This window comes from Lactobacillus sp. VURO6/B1 (VP7) (genome assembly GCF_058139575.1).
The window spans coordinates 90,012-109,704 of the sequence record NZ_JBVOWJ010000009.1 but is presented as its reverse complement, the minus strand read 5'-3'; the positions used below and the strand labels follow the sequence as shown (position 1 = coordinate 109,704).

At 36.5% G+C, this 19,693-nt stretch carries 17 protein-coding genes and 1 pseudogene; 10 read left to right on the top strand and 8 right to left on the bottom strand.

Going from position 1 to position 19,693, the window contains the following annotated elements; translation table 11 throughout:
* Positions 1-126: 126 nt before the first annotated feature.
* The 4 genes and pseudogenes from ACZ2M0_RS06530 to ACZ2M0_RS06515 form a co-directional block, all read right to left on the bottom strand.
* Positions 127-288: pseudogene (locus tag ACZ2M0_RS06530) on the bottom strand (IS3 family transposase); the annotation flags it as partial.
* 169 nt (positions 289-457) lie between these two features.
* Positions 458-583 carry a hypothetical protein gene (locus ACZ2M0_RS06525; RefSeq protein WP_490058929.1) on the bottom strand — a complete coding sequence of 42 codons (126 nt, stop codon included), beginning with the start codon at positions 581-583 and terminating at the stop codon, positions 458-460.
* Between the two features lie 124 nt (positions 584-707).
* On the bottom strand, positions 708-1,073 hold the full coding sequence (locus ACZ2M0_RS06520; RefSeq protein WP_490058928.1) for a hypothetical protein: 366 nt from the start codon (positions 1,071-1,073) through the stop codon (positions 708-710).
* Between the two features lie 217 nt (positions 1,074-1,290).
* Positions 1,291-2,919, bottom strand: coding sequence for an ABC transporter ATP-binding protein (locus tag ACZ2M0_RS06515; RefSeq protein ID WP_490058927.1), 1,629 nt, complete (start codon positions 2,917-2,919; stop codon positions 1,291-1,293).
* Positions 2,920-3,616: 697 nt separating this feature from the next.
* On the opposite strand from ACZ2M0_RS06515, the gene ACZ2M0_RS06510 reads away from it, so the two are divergent.
* The 5 genes from ACZ2M0_RS06510 to ACZ2M0_RS06490 all read left to right on the top strand — a co-directional run bounded on the left by ACZ2M0_RS06510 (position 3,617) and on the right by ACZ2M0_RS06490 (position 7,379).
* A complete protein-coding gene (locus ACZ2M0_RS06510; protein ID WP_306268991.1) occupies positions 3,617-4,267 on the top strand; it encodes a deoxynucleoside kinase in 651 nt (216 codons plus the stop codon).
* Between the two features lie 12 nt (positions 4,268-4,279).
* On the top strand, positions 4,280-4,969 hold the full coding sequence (locus tag ACZ2M0_RS06505; RefSeq protein WP_109586950.1) for a deoxynucleoside kinase: 690 nt from the start codon (positions 4,280-4,282) through the stop codon (positions 4,967-4,969).
* Between the two features lie 241 nt (positions 4,970-5,210).
* Positions 5,211-5,852, top strand: coding sequence for an amino acid ABC transporter permease (locus ACZ2M0_RS06500; protein WP_462985157.1), 642 nt, complete (start codon positions 5,211-5,213; stop codon positions 5,850-5,852).
* An 18-nt stretch (positions 5,853-5,870) separates the two neighbouring features.
* Positions 5,871-6,524 carry an amino acid ABC transporter ATP-binding protein gene (locus ACZ2M0_RS06495; RefSeq protein ID WP_490058926.1) on the top strand — a complete coding sequence of 218 codons (654 nt, stop codon included), beginning with the start codon at positions 5,871-5,873 and terminating at the stop codon, positions 6,522-6,524.
* Positions 6,525-7,379 carry an amino acid ABC transporter substrate-binding protein gene (locus ACZ2M0_RS06490; RefSeq protein ID WP_490058925.1) on the top strand — a complete coding sequence of 285 codons (855 nt, stop codon included), beginning with the start codon at positions 6,525-6,527 and terminating at the stop codon, positions 7,377-7,379.
* On the opposite strand, the gene ACZ2M0_RS06485 is transcribed toward ACZ2M0_RS06490, so the two are convergent.
* A complete protein-coding gene (locus tag ACZ2M0_RS06485; protein ID WP_490058924.1) occupies positions 7,376-8,167 on the bottom strand; it encodes a Cof-type HAD-IIB family hydrolase in 792 nt (263 codons plus the stop codon). The two genes, ACZ2M0_RS06490 and ACZ2M0_RS06485, sit on opposite strands and share 4 nt — an antisense overlap.
* Before the next feature lie 226 nt (positions 8,168-8,393).
* On the opposite strand from ACZ2M0_RS06485, the gene ACZ2M0_RS06480 reads away from it, so the two are divergent.
* The 5 genes from ACZ2M0_RS06480 (at position 8,394) to ACZ2M0_RS06460 (ending at position 14,593) form a co-directional block, all read left to right on the top strand.
* Positions 8,394-9,701, top strand: coding sequence for an NCS2 family permease (locus ACZ2M0_RS06480; RefSeq protein WP_046332855.1), 1,308 nt, complete (start codon positions 8,394-8,396; stop codon positions 9,699-9,701).
* 101 nt (positions 9,702-9,802) lie between these two features.
* Positions 9,803-11,248: a DASS family sodium-coupled anion symporter gene (locus ACZ2M0_RS06475; protein ID WP_490058923.1), complete on the top strand. Its 1,446-nt coding sequence runs from the start codon at positions 9,803-9,805 to the stop codon at positions 11,246-11,248.
* Positions 11,249-11,386: 138 nt separating this feature from the next.
* Positions 11,387-12,697, top strand: a complete 1,311-nt coding sequence (locus ACZ2M0_RS06470; RefSeq protein WP_223902280.1) for an NCS2 family permease — start codon at positions 11,387-11,389, stop codon at positions 12,695-12,697.
* A gap of 146 nt (positions 12,698-12,843) precedes the next feature.
* Positions 12,844-13,134, top strand: coding sequence for a hypothetical protein (locus ACZ2M0_RS06465; RefSeq protein ID WP_490058922.1), 291 nt, complete (start codon positions 12,844-12,846; stop codon positions 13,132-13,134).
* A gap of 130 nt (positions 13,135-13,264) precedes the next feature.
* Positions 13,265-14,593: an MFS transporter gene (locus tag ACZ2M0_RS06460; RefSeq protein ID WP_490058933.1), complete on the top strand. Its 1,329-nt coding sequence runs from the start codon at positions 13,265-13,267 to the stop codon at positions 14,591-14,593.
* A gap of 84 nt (positions 14,594-14,677) precedes the next feature.
* Here the strand turns inward: ACZ2M0_RS06460 and ACZ2M0_RS06455 are convergent, their stop codons facing one another.
* From ACZ2M0_RS06455 to spxB, 3 genes are all read right to left on the bottom strand, one after another.
* The gene (locus ACZ2M0_RS06455) at positions 14,678-16,234 is read right to left on the bottom strand and encodes a ClC family H(+)/Cl(-) exchange transporter (protein ID WP_490058921.1); all 1,557 of its coding nucleotides are present in this window, start codon (positions 16,232-16,234) and stop codon (positions 14,678-14,680) included.
* A gap of 85 nt (positions 16,235-16,319) precedes the next feature.
* A complete protein-coding gene (gene gndA / locus ACZ2M0_RS06450) occupies positions 16,320-17,705 on the bottom strand; it encodes an NADP-dependent phosphogluconate dehydrogenase (protein ID WP_490058920.1) in 1,386 nt (461 codons plus the stop codon).
* Between the two features lie 110 nt (positions 17,706-17,815).
* The gene (gene spxB, locus ACZ2M0_RS06445) at positions 17,816-19,627 is read right to left on the bottom strand and encodes a pyruvate oxidase (protein ID WP_419512627.1); all 1,812 of its coding nucleotides are present in this window, start codon (positions 19,625-19,627) and stop codon (positions 17,816-17,818) included.
* Positions 19,628-19,693 lie beyond the last annotated feature (66 nt).

Sequence of the window (19,693 nt, the reverse complement as noted above, 5' to 3'; positions counted from 1 at the left end):
CTCCTTTTTTATGCAATAAAAAACCTATTAACAGCTTACCACATGGATAAGTCATCAACAGGATAAATTATAGAGCCGATATTCAATCGGAGTTAGTCCTTTTAGTTTGATTTTGATTCTTTGCTAATTTAATACTCAATGTAGTCTCTAATCGCATCTTCCAGTTCAGTGAGATTCTTAAACTGCTCTACAAATCCATAAAACACTTCTTGTTTGAGTATCCCGAAGTAGCCTGCCATTACCATCATCAAGCCAATTGCCCTTGCGTGACAGTGATTGACTAATGCCATGGTCTTTGCTTGAACTCTGTCATATTTGTGATTGGGATAAAACCCACTGAAGCTGCGCTTAATCAGGTCAGGTTTGATCATACCTTGAAAGCTTGCTCCTTAAAATTACTTGTATGAAATAGTAAAAGGCTGGTCTAAAATAGCTAGACCGTGATGGTCAATCAAAGTCAACAAATATAATCAATATTAGACCTGCCAACCCGATAAAGCTGACTTATTTCAGTAGAACCAATTTGATAATCATACCAAAGATGATAGATTTTAATTTTATCTTGTTTAGATAATTTAGTCATAAAAATAGCCTCCAAATTTGTCCTAAATTTGGGGGTCATTTCATAACTCTACTGCCTTTTATGAATTAATGAAATTAACCGTAATATTGATCCTGGTCTAAAGCAGTTTCATCAAAATCAACTATTATAAATTCATAGTTTGAAAAACATTCCATCCAATTGTTAAATAGTCGTTCTCTTTTTTTAGCGACTTACTGCTTTCTTCTCCTTCTATTATAAAAGGCTTTGAACGTATATTAAAATTTGCATGTATTGCACCCAGCAAGTTCAATAAACACAAGAAATCTTTTGCTGAAGCCACACTTACATGAAAAAATTTAAACGAGTTATTATTTTCGCCAAGATATCTTTTTGCTCTATTATACTCATCAGCAGATTCTGCCTTATAATTTTCAATGCTATTTACATTCTCTTCAATAATAGCTGTCGGAGCTTGTTTTTTAAAAAGATCTAGCATCTTTCTTAATTTAAAAAATTGTTCATCATTCATTTTTATCATTCCATTTAAAAGGCGGTGCGTGGAAATATTATATTTCCTAAGAAACAATCAATTTTACCGCTTATTTCTGCAGAATTTTAGGTAATAGCTGCATTTGCATTTAAGAGTATCTGCATTGACCGTATCTGCAAAAAACACTATGCCCCTAATCTAAAAGATTAGGGTTTCACAGCTTATTTAATTGGTTGATAAAAGAAGTATTATTCTATCATCCCAATTCTATTACTTGATCAAACTGCTTTTTAATTTCAGGTCGCAAGTGATGGGAAATATAGACTAAAGTGACGTTGTCCAAATCAAGCAGACTTTGTTCAATTTTCTGGCCATCTTTTTCATCTATTGCTGAAGTAATTTCATCGGCTAAGATAACTTGCGGATTACCCAGCAATTGCCGTGCCAGTGCAATTCGTTGCTTTTGTCCACCCGAAATGTTGTTACCGGCGTGTTTTAAAACAGTGTCAAGACCGTTGGCACTGTCAGCAACAAACTCTTCGAGACCAGCGCGCGTAATTACAGCATTAACTTCTTTGTCAGTTGTCTTCCGATCTAAAGTGATGTTATAGCGTAGACTGCCGTCAAAAATATAGGCAGACTGGTCAATGTAAGCAATCTGCTTGTGCAGCGAACTAAAATTAAGTTCGTTGTATTCATCATTATCCCAAGTAAGTGAACCTTGGTAATCTGTTAACAAACCACCGATTAATTTTACCAGGGTTGACTTGCCACAACCAGACGGACCAACAATGGCCACGCGTTCGCCTCGTTTAATGCTGCCGACAACATTTGTTAAAATAGGTCTGTCATTATTGGGATAGCTGAATGAAAGATTGCTAAATGCAATTTGCTGGGTCAAAGGAGCAACATCCTTGTCCCCTGTCTTCTTCTGCACATTAGCTAGTTTATTATATTTGTCAAAAATAGGCTGAACTGCCCGAATTGAAGTTAGATCAATACTGATTTCTGTCAAGCTGCCAAAGACATTCCCAGACATTGAACCAACAATTAAAATAGCACCAATTGGAATCTGATTGTGAAAGGCCAGATATCCGGATTCAACAGTTAAAATAGTTTGAGCAGATACACTAATCAGGTTAATCAGTGCATTAGAAAAGGACATTTCCGTAATGTAATTAACCCGAGCCTGTCCAGTCTTATCTGATGCCGCAAGAACTATTTTATTGAGCAATTTTTGCTGACCAAGTGTGAGCAGATTGACAAAACCCTCAAGAACATCAGTTATTTTTGCCGTTAATACTTCATTTTGCCTGCTTTGTTTTTGCGACAACTCTTCCAACTTTTTCTTAAAAAGACGGGGAAATAAAATCATAACAACAGCAAAAACCAAAGTGGTTACAAATAAGAGTGGATGGTAAGAAAACAGGATGACACTGGCAATAATGCCTAAGAGTGCACTGCTAAATGTTTGCTCTAAACTGAAAAAGCCATCTTGATTAATTTGGTTAATATCGTTAGTAAACCAAGAAACATAGTCAGCTTCCGTGTGTTTGTTGAAGTCTTCATACTCTTGACGACCAATTATATGGGCCAATGCGTTCCTAATGGAATTATCGACAGCCTTGATGATTACAGCGGAATACCGTGAACTACAAAAAAAGAAAATCAGAAAAAAGCCCCAACTTAGCAAGTTTAAACCTGTATCAATCATAAAGCCCTTTAAATTATGCTGAGTCAAAGCAGTAAGTGCATTACCTTTAAAAATGCTGGCAGCAGTTTGTGCCAAATTCCGCCCGAAATAGAAAATGGCCAGAATGACATACATACCTGAATTACGTTTAACGTAAGTCCAAAGCGAAAATTTTGTTAGAGAATTTTCCATTATCTATCTCCTAATTAAATGCCTGTTTTAAAAGCTAATACTAAAATGAATTTGGCTTAATAAATAAGATATATTTGCATTACTTCTTCAAAAAGTTCGTCACTGCTACTCACAGTACGAGTCGTACTATCTAAAGATAAAAATCTTTTCAAGATATCAGTTATGCGCTCTTATTTCCGTGATTTACTAATAATTTTATAATTTACTTGCTATCTTATATCTTTTTTAACATTAAAACAATTTATTTTTAATTTTTATTCTTAGAATTTTTCCCATCGCAACAGTATATAAATATCAACTGCAACTTTTTCGAGCCTTTAAAAAACAAAATAATTCGTTCTATAATTGCAAAATCGCTTATCATACTTAATGCAATCAAAACGAGCAATTATTGACTACTTTATTTATCACAGAATCGAAAGAATCAAAGTACAGCATAAAGGGCTTAACACCGAATAATATCGGCATCAATCCTCTGCCAAATAATTAATTAAGATTTATCAGTCAGATTTTTTGGTTTCACGTGTAACATCTAATTTTGGCATTAAATTATTTACTTGAATACTTAATTTTTTATTCTGTATTATACAAAATTACTTGACTTTTTGATTAAAATTTTAATTTACTTTTTGCTTGTATACCACTATATCTCGTATTAAACTAAATAAGAATCTATATATTGTATTTATGAAAGAACGTGATCCAAGTTATTGTTTTAAGTGGGCCAATTGGAGCCGGTAAATCCAGTTTAACTAGTATTTTAGCTGAGCACTTAGGTACACAAGCTTTTTACGAGGGAGTAGATAATAATCCTGTTCTTCCTTTATATTACCAAGACATGAAACGCTATACTTTTTTGCTTAATATCTATCTGCTTAACCATCGTTTAGCACAAATCAACCAGGCAATCCGAGAGAAAAACAGTGTTTCAGACCGTTCGATTTATGAAGACGCACTCTTTTTCAAAATGAATGCAGATAGTAAAGTGGCAGACCCTACTGAATTTAAAATATATGATAGTTTGCTAGAAAATATGATGGAAGACACGCCGGGCAATCCTAGCAAAAAACCCGATTTACTAATCTACATTCATGTTTCCCTGAATACTATGCTTAAACGCATTAAAAAACGTGGACGTTCATTTGAACAAATCAGTACTGATCCTAGTTTAAAAGACTACTATGCCAGGTTAATTAAGTATTATGAACCATGGTATGAAAATTATGATGCATCTCCTAAGATTAAAATCGACGGGGATAAATACGATTTTATCTGCGATGAAGATGCCAAAAAAGAAGTTTTACGTCAGATTGATGACAAATTGCACGCAATAGGCAATTTAGAATAGAGAAGGAACGTGATGACAGTTATTGTTTTAAGCGGGCCAATTGGAGCCGGTAAATCCAGTTTAACCAGTATATTAGCTAAGTATTTAGGAACCAAACCATTTTATGAGAGTGTCGATAACAATCCTGTTCTGCCACTTTTTTATGCCGATCCTAAAAAGTATGCATTCTTACTTCAGGTATTTTTCCTAAATACTCGTTTTCGTAGTATCAAGGATGCATTAACTGATGATAATAACGTTCTTGATCGTTCAATTTATGAAGATGCCCTTTTCTTCCAAATGAATGCAGACATTGGTCGGGCTACCAAAGAAGAAGTTGATACATATTATGAACTGCTCAATAATATGATGGGCGAACTTAAGCACATGCCAAAGAAAAATCCTGATCTTCTGGTTCATATTAAGGTTTCATATGACACTATGATTAAAAGGATTCAAAAACGTGGTCGACCATACGAACAGCTGAGTTATGACGCGACGCTGGAAGATTATTATAAGAGACTTTTGCGTTACTACAAACCCTGGTATGAAAAATACGATTACTCTCCTAAAATGGAAATAGATGGTGACAAGCTAGACTTCATGACTGATGACCATGCTAGAGAAGTTGTACTTGATCAAATCGTTGCCAAGCTAAAAGAAATGGGTAAATTACCTAACTCTTGGGATAAACCAACAGATATTCAAATTGAGCAACCATAAACCATTTTAAAGAGCCATTAGCTACAGCTAGTGGCTTTTTTCATGTAATGTTTATCAAAATTAACTATCAGCAAGTTACAAATTTCCATATTGTTTAAATAAAATTTCGAAAACTATGTTATGATTAAAACATATATTTTTTCACATATTTTTTTAATCAATTTATATAATTTAGCTAGTATCAAAAGAGTTGCCCTATTAGCCTCTCTAATCAAATTAATTTCAGTAAAAAGGAGAAAAAATGAACTATATCCTTTCAATTATGCCCTCTTTAATTTCAGGTGCAAAGATGACATTAATTTTATTCTTTTGGACTTTGATTGTTTCTATTCCCTTGGGAATTATAGTCAGCCTAGGCTTGCTTTCGCATTTTAAGCCCTTAAGATTAATCTTAAAATTTTACATTTGGATTATGCGGGGTACTCCTCTTCTGCTGCAATTAATTTTTATTTTCTATGGTTTGCCTATAGTCGGCATCATTTTTGAGCGCTATGATGCAGCACTTTTCGCCTTTATTTTAAACTATACGGCATATTTTGCTGAGATATTCCGTGGTGGCTTTCAATCAATCCCTGTAGGTCAATACGAAAGTGCTCGCGTTTTAAGATTAAATTACTGGCAAACACTGACCCATATTATTATTCCTCAGGTCAGCAAAATAGTTATACCTTCAATTGGCAATGAAGTGATCAACTTAGTTAAAGATACTTCTTTAGTCTATGTAATTGGGTTGGGTGAACTCTTACGTGCTGGCAATGTTGCTACAGCAAGAGATGTAACGCTAATTCCTTTAGTGATAGTCGGTATAATATATCTATTAATGACAGGTATCGCATCATTTTTGCTGAAAAAAATTGAACACAATTTTGCAAAGTGGAAGTAAATTAGGGGAAATAATACTATGCTAGAACTTAAAAACATTACTAAAAAATTTGGCTCTCGTACGATTTTAAACAAGTTAAACTTAACTATTCCTGACAGACAAATTTTAGCCATTGTAGGACCATCTGGAGCAGGCAAAACTACTTTGTTGCGCTGCTTAAGTGGTTTAGAAAAAATTGATTCCGGTGATTTTTTGTGGGATGGGCAAAAGTTTGATCCGGCCGCTCCTGATAGTAAAAGTCATATTATCGGAGTCGTTTTTCAAAGCTATGAACTTTTTCCCAATTTAACTGTAATCGAAAATATTACCTTGGCACCAACACTAGTTTTAAAAGAAAGTGCAGATCAAGCACAAACCCGTGCGCGAAAGTTACTTGGACAACTAGATTTAACGGGTAAAGAACAGCTCTATCCCTATCAGCTTTCTGGAGGTCAGCAACAAAGAGTAGCTATTGTACGTGCTCTAGCAATGGAACCCCATATTCTATGTTATGACGAACCCACTTCTGCTTTAGATCCTGCTTTAAGAACAAAAGTCGGAGAAATAATTTTAAAGCTTAAAAATAATAACAACATGACGCAAATTATTGTCACTCATGACATGGAATTTGCCAGCCAAGTGGCCGATCAGGTATTCAAAGTAAAAGCATTAGATGATAAGAAGGTAATATAAGTGAAAACAAAGCGCCTCTTAACCCTCATAATAACGCTCATCTGTACTTTATTTATCTCTGCCTGCAGTGGCATATCAGTTAATAGAAAAGCTAACGCAGTTGACAACTGGTCTCATATCAAGCAACGTGGCTACGTTACAGTTGGTGTAGATGATACTTTTGTGCCCATGGACTTTAGGCAAAAAAATGGTCAGTTAATTGGTTACGACGTTGATCTCGCAAATGCTGTTTTTAAACAATATGGTATTAACGTCAGTTTTCAAACAATTGACTGGTCCATGAATACTACCGAATTAAAAAACGGCACAATTGACCTTATATGGAATGGTTTTAGCAAAAATCCCGAGCGTGAAGCTAAGGTAAGTTTTAGTAAGACTTACCTATATACTTCTCAAGTATTAGTAAGTCTTAAAAAGAACAAAATTAATGCCATTGCCGCAATGAAAAATAAGACTTTGGGCGTTCAAACCGGCTCTTCCGGCTATAATGACGTAATGATATATCCGAAAGTTTTTAAAAATCATATTAAAAATCAAGACCCGATTCTCTATGATTCCTTCACTAATGCATTTATAGACCTAAATGCAGGCCGTATCCAAGGTTTGCTGATAGACAGCACATATGCGAATTATTATATTTCTCGGCAAAAACACCCGGAAAATTTTACCGAAATTGACAGTCCATTCCCTAAAGAAGAATTTGGCGTAGGCATGAGAAAAAGCGACTTAACAATGCATAAGAAGATTAATTACGCCTTAGAAAAGCTGGCAAAAAATGGCACTTTAACAAAGATTAATCACAAATGGTTTGGCAACAAAGCCGACTCTCCTTTACTTCAAACTAAAAAAGATTAATTTAAATTGTCAAGTATTGCAGCTATTCCATCGTGATTGTTATCTAAAGTAGTTTTAAATTTCTTTTTTAAATCTTGCGGTGCATTCCCCATTATTACAGGATGGCCAACTGATTGAAGCATTTTTTCATCATTATAATTATCCCCAAAAGCCCAGCACTTTTTTAGTTCTATACCAAAGGCCTGGGCTATTACTTTTGCTCCTTGACCTTTAGAAACTCGTTTAACAACGACCTCTAATAGATTTGCAGCAGATTTTACTATATAGAGTTCTGGATAAAGCAGCCTTAGTTCTTTTTGAGTAGCATCTAATAGGCTTGGCGTTCCCATGAGCAAAATTTTATGTACATTTTTGAGTTGCTCTATTTCAGTAATCGAGCTAGGTTGAGCTTTAAATTTAACAATTTTCTCCTCATTTTCAACCAAACCATTATTATTACCTGGGAAATAATACCAGTTGTCGTTACTATAGACATTCCACACAACGCCATTATTTTTACGTTCGATATAAGAACATATTTTGGCAGCTTTTGAAGAAGACATAAAATGCGAATCAAGGATATGACCCATTTCATCTAAAACCAAAGCACCATTGTAGGCTACCATTGGACATGATTTGGTAATTTCTCCCACAACCGACATAATTGCTTTAGGCATACGTGCAGAAACTGGTACAAACACATTGCCTTTAATAATTTGTTTACGAATAGCAAGTTTAGTCTTCGGTGTTACTTCTTGCTTTGAGTTAATTAATGTGCCATCTATATCCGAAAAAATTAGTATTCCCATTTTTTCTCCTAACAGTATGCATAATCTACTACTGACCTATGTTCATTTTACCGATTAAAGCATTAGTTGGTCAATTCTTAGCCGAATGTACTTAGTTAAAAATTATAGTTATTCTATGGCTTTTTCGCTAATATAATTCGGGTTTACATTGTTTTAAATGAATGATAAACTATTGTAGGCGTTGATTTTGATATAAAACGCGAACAATAATTTTGGGAGAGGTTAGATGAACTTTATAAAGAGTTATTTTCAACTCGATAAATATAAAACCAGTGTTAAAATCGAATTTCTAGCTGGATTAACAACTTTTATCAGTATGTCATACATTTTATTCGTTAATCCTAGTGTTCTGGGAGCCAGTGGCATGAATAAAGGTGCAGTTTTTACAGCCACTGCTTTAGCTAGTGCTCTGGGTACCGCAATTATGGGAATTGTTGCCAATTACCCTATTGGAGAAGCTCCTGCCCTGGGTATCAATGCGTTTTTTGCTTATACAGTTTGCATAGGCATGCATGTTTCATGGGAAACAGCCTTAGCTGCTGTTTTCGTAGCATCTATCATCTTTATTTTAATTACTATGTTTAAGCTACGAGAGATGATAATTAACGCCATTCCTTCCGATCTAAAATTTGCCATTTCTTCCGGAATTGGTTTGTTCATCGCTTTCTTGGGAATGCAAGATGGTGGCTTGATCGTAGCAAATAAATCAACTTTAGTTGGTTTAGGATCACTTCATGATCCAGCTGTTTGGATTACTATCTTTGGCTTAATTGTTACCGTTATTTTAATGATCTTAAATGTACCAGGTGCTATCTTTATTGGAATGGTTTTAGCAGCCATTTTTGGTGTAATCACAGGGCAAATTTCTTTACCAACTAAAATAATTTCTGTTGCACCAAGTATCGCTCCATCATTTGGTCAAGCAATTTTTCATGTTAAAGACATCAATACTTTACAAATGTGGGTTGTTGTTCTTACTTTTCTTTTAGTAACATTCTTTGATACTGCAGGTACTTTAATTGGCTTAGCCCAACAAGCCGGTTTTATGAAAGACAATAAGATGCCCCGGGTAGGTAAAGCACTGGCTTCAGACTCCACGGCTATGATGGTTGGCTCAGTCTTAGGAACTTCACCAGTTGGTGCATTTGTCGAATCTAGTGCTGGTATTGCTGTTGGCGGCAGAACAGGTCTAACTGCAGTCTTTGTAGCAATTTTCTTTTTAATTTCAATGATATTCAGTCCACTCTTAGGACTATTTACTACTCACGTCACCGCTCCAGCTTTAATTATAGTCGGGGTTTTGATGGCTCAAAATACAGCTCATATTCAGTGGGATAAAATGGAAATTGCAGTTCCCGCTTTCTTAATTTTAATTGGTATGCCTTTAACTTATTCAATTTCAGACGGTTTAGCCCTAGGACTAATAACATATCCTATTTGTATGGTTGCTGCTAAGCGAATAAAAGAAGTTACACCAATGATGTGGATACTTTTCTTCGTATTCATCGTGTTCTTATGGGTATTGAATTTTTAAACTTACTAATTGTTTTAAAAGAATAATATGTTAAACTAAGCAAATATAAGGGTGTTTATTCGCCTAATATATTTGCTTTTTTATTTAGAAGGGAGTCTTTTATGAAGACGATAGATTATAAAAAATTTATATTGCCACTATTGTTTGGTCTTATTATCTGGTTTACAACCCCAATTCGTCCTGCAGGAGTATCAGTTCAAGCCTGGCATATGCTGGCAATATTTATTGGAACTATCATTGGTTGTATTACGTTACCAATAGCTATTAGCGGTGTGACTTTAATAGGCTTTACTCTTACAATTTGCCTTGGGCTTGCACCCCTTGCCGACAAAGTTGTTAACGGTAAAGTTGTTGCAAAAGGTGCCATTGACGCATTCTCTAATTCATCTGCTTGGCTAATCGTTATGGCTTTTATGATTTCACGTGGTATTGTAAAAACCGGCTTAGGTCAGAGAATTGCTTTATATTTTGTTAAATGGTTTGGTCATAAATCCTTAGGCTTAGGCTATGCTATTGGTGCTATTGACTTAATAGTTTCTCCTGCAACTCCTTCAAACGGTGCTAGAGCAGGTGGCGTAGTATATCCATTAATTCAATCATTAGCAAATACATTTGACTCTAAGCCCAATGACCCATCACGTAAAAAGATGGGGGCATATCTAACTTTTACGGAATTTCAAGTTAACATTATTACTTCATCATTATTTATGACTGCTTGCGCACCCAACTTAATCGCTGTTGCACTTGCTGGTAAAGCAGGTGTAACTCTTAGCTGGATGCCATGGCTAATGGCCAGCATTGTTCCTGCAGCAATTTGCTTACTTGTTGTACCATATTTTGTTTATAAGCTTTATCCGCCAGAAATCAAGGAAACTCCTAACGCTAAAGAGTGGGCTGATGGTGAACTGGCAAAAATGGGTAAACTTACTTTGTCTGAAAAATTAATGGCAGTTATTTTTGCAATTACTTTAGTACTCTGGATGCTTTCCAGTACTCTAGGAATAGATGCTACATTAATTGCATTTATTTCCGTTTCACTTTTACTACTCACAGGTGTATTAGCACCAAAAGACTTGCTAAGTGAAACCGGAGCTTGGAACATTCTGATCTGGTTATCTATTTTAGTATTCATGGCTGAAAAACTAACTCAATTCGGTTTAATAGGTTGGATATCAACTAGTATTTCCAGTGCAATGAAGGGTCTCAACTGGCTATTAGTTCTAGTAGTTTTAGCACTTGTTTTATTCTACACCCATTACTTGTTTGCAAGTGCCACAGCTCATAATTCAGCAATGTATCTGCCACTTTTAACCGTAGCCATCTCAGCAGGAGCACCAAAATTACTGGCAGCACAGTTTTTAGCGCTATTTTCAGCAATTATGGGTTCCACAACTCACTATTCCAGCCCTGCCGCTTCTGTTTTAGCTTCTTCAGGATATGTTAAGCAAAATGAATGGTGGAAACTTAGTTTTATATTCGGTATCTTCTATATCTTAGTTTATGGCATAATCGGATTAGCCTGGATGAAACTAATTGGTATGTGGTAAGCTGTTAAAGCAAATCTATCCAGATTTGCTTTTTTTATTACCTGGGAAATAATTTTGAATAAAATGGATTTTTATACTAAATAAGTTATATACTAGTTATATTAGTTCTTTATAATTTTAATATTTTTTGGAGGAAAAATGACGACATTAGATAAAGTCTTTCATTTAAACGATGCTCATACCACTGTTAAGCGCGAGTTAATAGCTGCATTAACCACGTTTGTCAGTCTCTCCTACATCCTTTTTGTTAACCCTAACATTTTACACGCAGCAGGTATTAATAAGGGAGCGGCTTTTACAGTAACCGCAGTTTCAATTGCAATAGGCTGTTTTATTATGGGTCTGGTTGCTAACTATCCTGTAGCCTTGGCTCCCACACTTGGCAGTGCTGCATTTTTCGCTTACAACGTTTGTGGCGGAATGCACATTAACTGGCAAACTGCCTTAGCTGCTGTTTTAGTTGCATCTGTTTTGTTTATTTTAATAACAGTTTTGAAACTTCGTGAAATAGTAGTCGATGCCATTCCACAGGATTTGAAATATGCTATTTCGGCTGGTATTGGCTTATTTATTGCCTTTATTGGCCTGCAAAACGGCAAATTAATTGTCAATAGTGATTCAAATTTAGTTACTTTGGGCAAATTTAATTCACCAGCCGTTTGGATTACCCTCTTTGGTTTAGTTTTAACTGTGATTTTAATGGCAATGAATGTGCCAGGTTCCATTTTTATCGGTATGGTAGTAACAGCTGTCTTTGGGGTTATTATTGGCCAAGTAGCTGTTCCTAAAGGAATTATCGCCAGCGCACCAAGCATTGCTCCTACCTTTGGTCAAGCCGTATTTCATTTAAAAGATATTAATACTCCCCAACTATTCATGGTAGTTTTAACCTTTTTACTGGTTACTTTCTTCGACACTGCAGGAACGCTGATTGGCATGACTGAACAAGCAGGAATGGTTGATCAAAATGGTAAAATACCACGAATTGGTAGAGCGTTCCTATCGGATTCGTTAGCCATGGTTGAAGGAGCAGTCTTAGGAACTGCACCACTTGGTACATCTGTTGAATCAAGTGCCGGTATCGCTATGGGTGGTCGCACAGGTTTAACTGCAATCTTTGTAGGAATCTTTTTCTTGATTTCAATGATTTTTAGTCCACTTTTAGCAGTTATCCCTACTACAGTTACTGCTCCAGCATTAATTATTGTTGGGGTGCTCATGGCAGGCAACCTGAAGAAAATTAACTGGGATAAGTTTGAAATTGCTTTTCCAGCGTTTTTAACGGTAGTTGGTATGCCATTAACTTATAGCATTTCAGACGGTTTAGCTTTAGGCATGATTGCTTACCCGATTACTATGATCGCTTCTAAACAGGCCAAGAAAGTTTCACCAATGATGTATGTTCTATTAGTCGTATTTGTCCTCTTTTTCCTGATCACAAATATGTAAGAATATCTGTCTAATTACAAAGGTCACTTTTTGAAGTGACCTTTTTGTTTATATTTAATTGATAAATTACACTTTATTTTTTATTTACTTGCTATTATAATTCATAAAAATATTTACATTTTATTCATGAAAGAAGGTAAATTATCATGTCCAACACTAAAGAGAAATGGTTCAGCCGCTATATTGGCACTGTTACGTTTTTTGTTGTTGCTTTACTAACCAGTCTTAATTCTGGCTTTTTCCCTTATTCAACTGCTGGAAGACTCTGCGCCATTTTGTGGTTGGCCACATTCAGCTTTTTGATATTTGCCTGCGAATATTTGATTAATCACACTAACCTTGATAATAAAAATGCTGCAAAAGCAGTGGTAAATTTTAGTATTTGGCTCCTTGCAGCCTTAATTTTAGTTATATTCATTTTAATTTTTAAAAAATGAACTTTTGCTTTTGATTTATTTTAGGTTATTTTTGCACGAATCGTCAAAATTTGTTATGTTATGTAGCAGTTAATTCATTCAATGAAGGGGAAGTTGTAAAGTAGATTAAGTAGCTCGTATTTAGTCTATTATCATGAAAGAAAAAAAGACAAAAACAATTAAAAAAGATTATAAAAAGGCACCTCTTTCAAAAGTTCATTTACGTGTAATGACTGCAATTGCTTTAGGGCAATTTACTTGTGGCTTTTCACTAGGAATTACTGGCGTAGCTATGAACAGTGCTGCCAAATACATTCAAATTAGTAACATGTGGACTGGATTAATTGGAGCCGGTGGGTTGTTAGGCTTATCCAGCAGTGCTCTGATTGGTCGCTTATCCGATAAAATTGGTCGCAGTCAATTACTGATGAGCAATATGTATGTTTTAGCCATTCTTTCTCTTTTTCATCCTCTGACAACCAGTCTTTCTTTAACCTTTCTAATCAGGATCGGCATTGGACTAATGATGGCGATTGATTATACCGCTGGAAATGCTCTATTGACTGAATGGCTGCCTAAAGGCGAAGACAGCAAAAGGCAGAGTCATTTGTTAATCTATTGGGTTTTAGGCTTCATTGCCTCATACTTAACCGGTACATATTTGGTAGGCTATGGTAGTCATACCTGGCAGATCATTTTAGCAACAGGTGCTATTCCAGCATTGATTACTGCGCTCTTTCGCAGCCTATTTCCATTGCCACCTTCACCCGGATGGCTTGCCAGCAAAGGTAAAATTAAAGCCGCTAACAGACTTATTGGTAGAATACTAGGTCATAAATGGGGCATCTCACGTCACTTTAAGCGTCCTAAAAAGGCTGGACAAACTTCATGGACAGTTCTTTTTAGTAAAAAATACTTACGCAGTACATTAGTGGGAGGAAGTTTTTACGCCTGCCAAACCTTTGCATTTTTTGGAATCAGTATTTTTTTACCAATTCTTTTGCAAGGCATGGACATTAGTAATCCTAAAGTTTCAGGAGATCTTTACAATGTCAGCATGCTAGTTGGAATATTTTTAGGCATTTATCTTTTTAATCATCTCAGTCGCCGTTTGTTTTTAATCAGTAATTTTCTATTATCCGCACTATTAATAGGAATTCTAGCATTAATGCCTCATGTTTCTTCTTTAATTAAAATAGTTATCTTTTCAATTTTTGCAGTCATTTTATCTTCAGGTCTGGTACTTGACTATCCTTATCCTACCGAATTATTTGACACCAAAGTTCAAGCAAGCGGCGTGGGAACTTGCATTACAATCAGTCGCATTGGCGCTGCTGCTGGTACATTTTTATTGCCAATTTTAACAGAACTTGGTGGACCCAACTTAGCAATGCTTATTTGTGCTTGCGTTCTCTTTCTTGCTTTTGTCATTTGTTTAATCTGGGCACCAGAAACTTCGCCTAAATATCTAAAAAAATAAAATTTAAAGCCAGTCAAAAAACATTATGAAATACCCCCAAATTTAGAGCAAATTCGGGGGTATTATTGTAACTAAGGCTTCTTTTTAGCCATCATATTTTACTCTTTGCATTTGTTTAATCTGGCCAAATACTTCTCCACGTTGGCCGGCATCTAGTGTTAAAACTAATGAATCACCAGCTTTAATTAATGTTCGTCCGTTGGGAATCAGATACTGGCCATCATGATACACTGCCTTAACCAATGTATGTTTAGGCCACTTAATCTGCATGATTTTTTTGCCTGCGAGCTGACTATCCTCATAAATTGGTACCGTTAGTTGGTCAGTTTTACCTGATATCGCGGGGGTAGGTTCCTTATTGTTTGCGACCATTGCTCGCGCCAATGTGCCATAAATTGGGTCTCCATTAAGCAATTCATCAACTAGCAGGGCAACAAAAGCTACCACAGCCAAAGGCATTAAATGCAGCAGTGACCCCACCATTTCCGTAATTAATATAATAGCAGTAAATGGAGCTCGAATTACAGCAGCAAAGAACCCGGCCATTGCAAAAATAATCAAGTTAATTACCAATTTTGCAGGTAATAAATGTAATTGAACCAAAATAAGGCCGTAGCTGGCACCAATCACAGCTCCCATTGTCAATATGGGTAAGAAAATACCACTAGGCAAGCCTGAATCATAAGAAATAATAGAAAAAATAATTCTCACAATAAAGAAAAACAGTAACATTCCAACTATTTTCCAGCTACTTTGTTTAATAATTTGTGGTAAGGCTAAAATCAATCTATTTCCCGGACCAGTAATTAAGGGCCAAAAATAGGCAATTGGTATCAATAAAATAAGAGGTATTAATCCATATAGCCAACTAGGTAAGAAAGTAATTTTAGCATATAACTTTTTTCCCTTAAATAAACCAACTTTATAAAAGTGACCTAGTAAACCTAAAATTAAGCCTAAAAGTAACAAGTAACCATAGAGCTTTACAGGAAAAGTATGACGATAAACGAGAGACAAAGATGGCTTTTGACCAAAAATATTTGATACAACAAAATCTGATACTAATGCTCCCGCCAGTGCATTCAGCCAAACGCGGGGAGAGAAATTATGAAAAACTTCTTCAAGTACAAACAACGCACCACTTAATGGTGCTCCAAAAGCTGCAGCTAATCCACTGGCCGCTCCGGTAGCTAATAGTACTCGAGCATTAGTTTTCGACTCCTTAGTGCCTTCGCCAACACCTTGACCGATAGTTGAGCCTATTTGTAAAGAAGGTCCCTCAGGGCCTAAAAACAGGCCTGTACTGATTACTAAAATACCCCCAATAACTTTACGCCATAATGTGGGCCACCATTGTAAGGTTAAATTTCCTTCAAGTTGCAATTTAACTTCCGGGATACCAGAGCCGCCAACATGGGGATATTGCTTAACAAAATAACCTGCGATTAATCCAACTAAAATAAGGCCAAATATAATTGGGATGAACCACAATGCACTTTGATGTGCCACGTGAAACAAGTTAAGCCACAGCTCCGTCATCTTTCCTATGCCAAAGCGAAAAATTCCCACGACAAAGCCACTAGCAAGCCCTACTAGTATCGCTTCTACTAAGAGTTTTATCTGTACTTTTTTACCTCTCATTTTACCTCCACTTTCTTTATTTAACACTAGCAAAAAACCAGTTAAAGTCGCGACTTAACTGGTTTTAGTTGTTACACGTGTAACATTATTTTTCTTCATACCATTCTGTGTGATAAACACCATCACGGTCGTTTCTAAAGTAAGTGTGAGCACCAAAGTAATCACGTTGACCCTGAATTAAGTTTGCAGGTAGACTAGGATTGAAAATCGATTCCAAGTAGTTCAATGATGCACTTAATGTTGGAGTTGGAATACCAGCTTTAGTTGCCAGTAAAATCACATTACGTAATGCTGGGATATTTTTATCCATTAAGTCTTTAAAGTAAGGATCTTGGAACATGTTATCGAGTTTTTTACCCTCAGCAAATGCCTTTTCAATATCTTTTAGCATTGATGAGCGAATAATGCAGCCTGCTTCCCAAGATTGAGCAATTGCAGGATAGCGTAAATCCCAGTTATATGCATCAGCAGCCATTTTTAGTTGTTGGAAGCCTTGGGCGTAAGCAACAGCTTGGCATAATTGTAGTGCTTTACCCAAATTATCAATCAAATCTTGAGGGACTTCACCATTCCACTTTATTTCTTTACCTTCACGAGTAGTGGCCTTAGACATGAAGCGACTAATAACTGCTTCTGCAATAACGCTGATTGGAGCTCCCAGATGAACACCGTCTTCCAACATCCAGTTCCCAGTACCCTTATAAGAAGCCACGTTTAAGATATGATCAATTACATGGTCAGGGGTTAGGTTATCTTTTTGCTTTAAAACCTCAGCCGTAATCTCACTTAGGTAGGCTTTAACCAGCCCCTCGTTCCAGTGAGCAAAAATAGCTGACATTTCATCATTTGTTTTGCCTGCAACTTTACGTAGGATATCATAAACTTCAGAAAATTCCTGCATAATGCCATATTCGATCCCGTTATGTACCATCTTAACATAGTGACCGCTGCCTTCAGGCCCAATAAAGCTGACGCATGGATGACCTTCAGAGTTTTTAGCTGCAATTGCTTCTAAAATCGGAGCGACTTTCTTATAAGCATCTTCATCTCCACCTGGCATCAGAGCTGGACCATTTAAAGCACCCTCTTCACCGCCTGAAACACCCATGCCAATAAAGTGAATACCATGTTGTTCCATTTCATGATAGCGCCGGTTAGTGTCATGAAAGTTTGAATTTCCACCGTCAAGTAAAATATCGCCTTTATCCAAAAGTGGTAATAATTTTTGTAAAGTTTCATCAACTGGTTTACCAGCCGCAATTTGGATTAAAATCTTACGTGGTTTTTCCAAAGAATCAACAAATTCTTCCCATGAATATGTTGGTTTCAACTTATCATCTTCATATTTAGCAAAAGCATTTACTTCTGGTTTATCAATAGAAAAACCAGAAACGGAAAAGCCATTATTTCTTACATTCAAAGCAAGGTTCTTACCCATTACTGATAAGCCTATAATTCCGAACTGTTGCATTTATAGTCCTCCATCATTTAAGTTTCATACTCTACCATTATACTTGTAAGATCGCAAAAAAGCGAAACTTTCAAAAAGTTTCGCTTTTTTCAAACCTATAAATATGGCTATTAGTGAGCTGAAGCACCTGAAGTTGTGTCAGGTTCTGGTTCTGGCTCCGGCTCCTCTTCTTCAGCTTCTGAAGCACCTGAAGCAACATCTGCTACTACACCGTACTTGTCAGCAAAGTAGCTAAATGGTTTCAATGCTTCTGCTTGATACTTCTTAACGAATTCTGGATCATCAAGAGCATTCAATTCACTTGAGTAAGGCATGTCATGAGTGAACTTGATGTCAACCAACATTGGTCCATCCATTTGCTTGAATTCCTTAACTGCGTCTTCGAATTCCTTCTTAGTACGTACAGTTACACCCTTCACGTTCATACCTTCAGCAACCTTAGCCCAGTCGTTATTAGGCATAATAACACCTGATAATGGTTGGTGTGATTCATCAACTTGCTCAGCTTCAATGTAACCTAAAGTTTCATTTGTAAAGACAACGTTTAAGATATGCATGTTGTAGCGAGCTTCAGTCAACAATTCTTGGCTCATCATGGCAAAACCACCATCACCACTCAAGTTCCAAACTTCGCGTTCTGGGTGAGCAGTTGCAGCAGCAAGTGCAGCTGGTGAACCAAAGCCCATAGTTGCGTACAAGCCTGAAGTTGCCCAAGTTTGGTCATCATGCAAGTTTACTAAACGTTGGAAGTCAATGTTGATGTTACCAACATCAATAGCAAATTGTGCATCATCATCAGCATATTTGTTGATGATGTCAAAGATTGGTTCACGGCGAATTGGCATTTCGTCTGAATCATCAAAGCTGTGCTCCCATTCTTCCCAGTTTTGACGATCTGCAATAGCAGCCTTATAAAGTGGTGACTCTTCACGAGCTTGACCAGCATCAATAATAGCTTGTAAAGTCTTAGCACCGTCAGCCAAAATTGGAACATCAACTGCGTGACGCTTACCTAATTTTTCTGAGTCAACATCAATTTGTACAACTTTAGCCTTAGGGTCAAAGAAGAACAATGAGAATGGTGAGTCATTACCTACCCAGATAACAGCATCTGCATGAGTTTGAATATCGTCACTTGGCTTAGGAGCAACACGACCAATTGAACCCATGTAAGCTGGGCATTTATCTTCAACAACACCCTTAGCCATAACTGAAGACATCAATGGAGTCTTGAATTTTTCAGCGAATTTTTCTAAGACATCGCCATGACCCTTCATACCTAAACCGAAGTAAACAACTGGGTTCTTTGCTTCTTCAAGAACTTTTACAGCTGCTTCAACTTCGTCTTTTCTTGGAGCTGCATAATTAGGAATTGCTTGCAATGCATTGTAATTTACACGGAAATTGTCATCAATCTTGTCCCAGCCAAAGTCCTTAGGAAGAATTAAGACAGCTGGACCCTTCTTAGCATATGCTTGACGGATTGCTTCATCCATCATTGAAGGAATTTGATCTGCGCGCTTGATTTGGTGATCCCAAACAGCGACTGGATCAAACCAAGGCTTTTCATCAAAAGCTTGGAAGAAATCCATATCCTGACGACCAGTTGGAACGTTAGCTACGATAGCTACCATAGGTACCTTGTCGTATTTTGCGTCATACAAACCGTTCATCAAGTGAACAGCACCAGGACCGGCTGAACCAAAACATACGCCGACCTTGCCAGTAAATTTATACTCAGCTGAAGCAGCTAAAGCACCGGCTTCTTCATGCCGAACCTCAATATACTTCATCTTACCCTTAAAGTCATGGATAGCATTCATTGTTGAGTCAAATGAGCCACCCGGAAAACCATAAATATGATCAATATGCCAGTCCAATAGAACTTGGAGCATGGCATTTGCGCCATTAATTTTTGCCATTTTAAAGTGCATCTCCTTAAATACATGTTTACTTACATATTGTATTAAAACATATAATTTCACAAT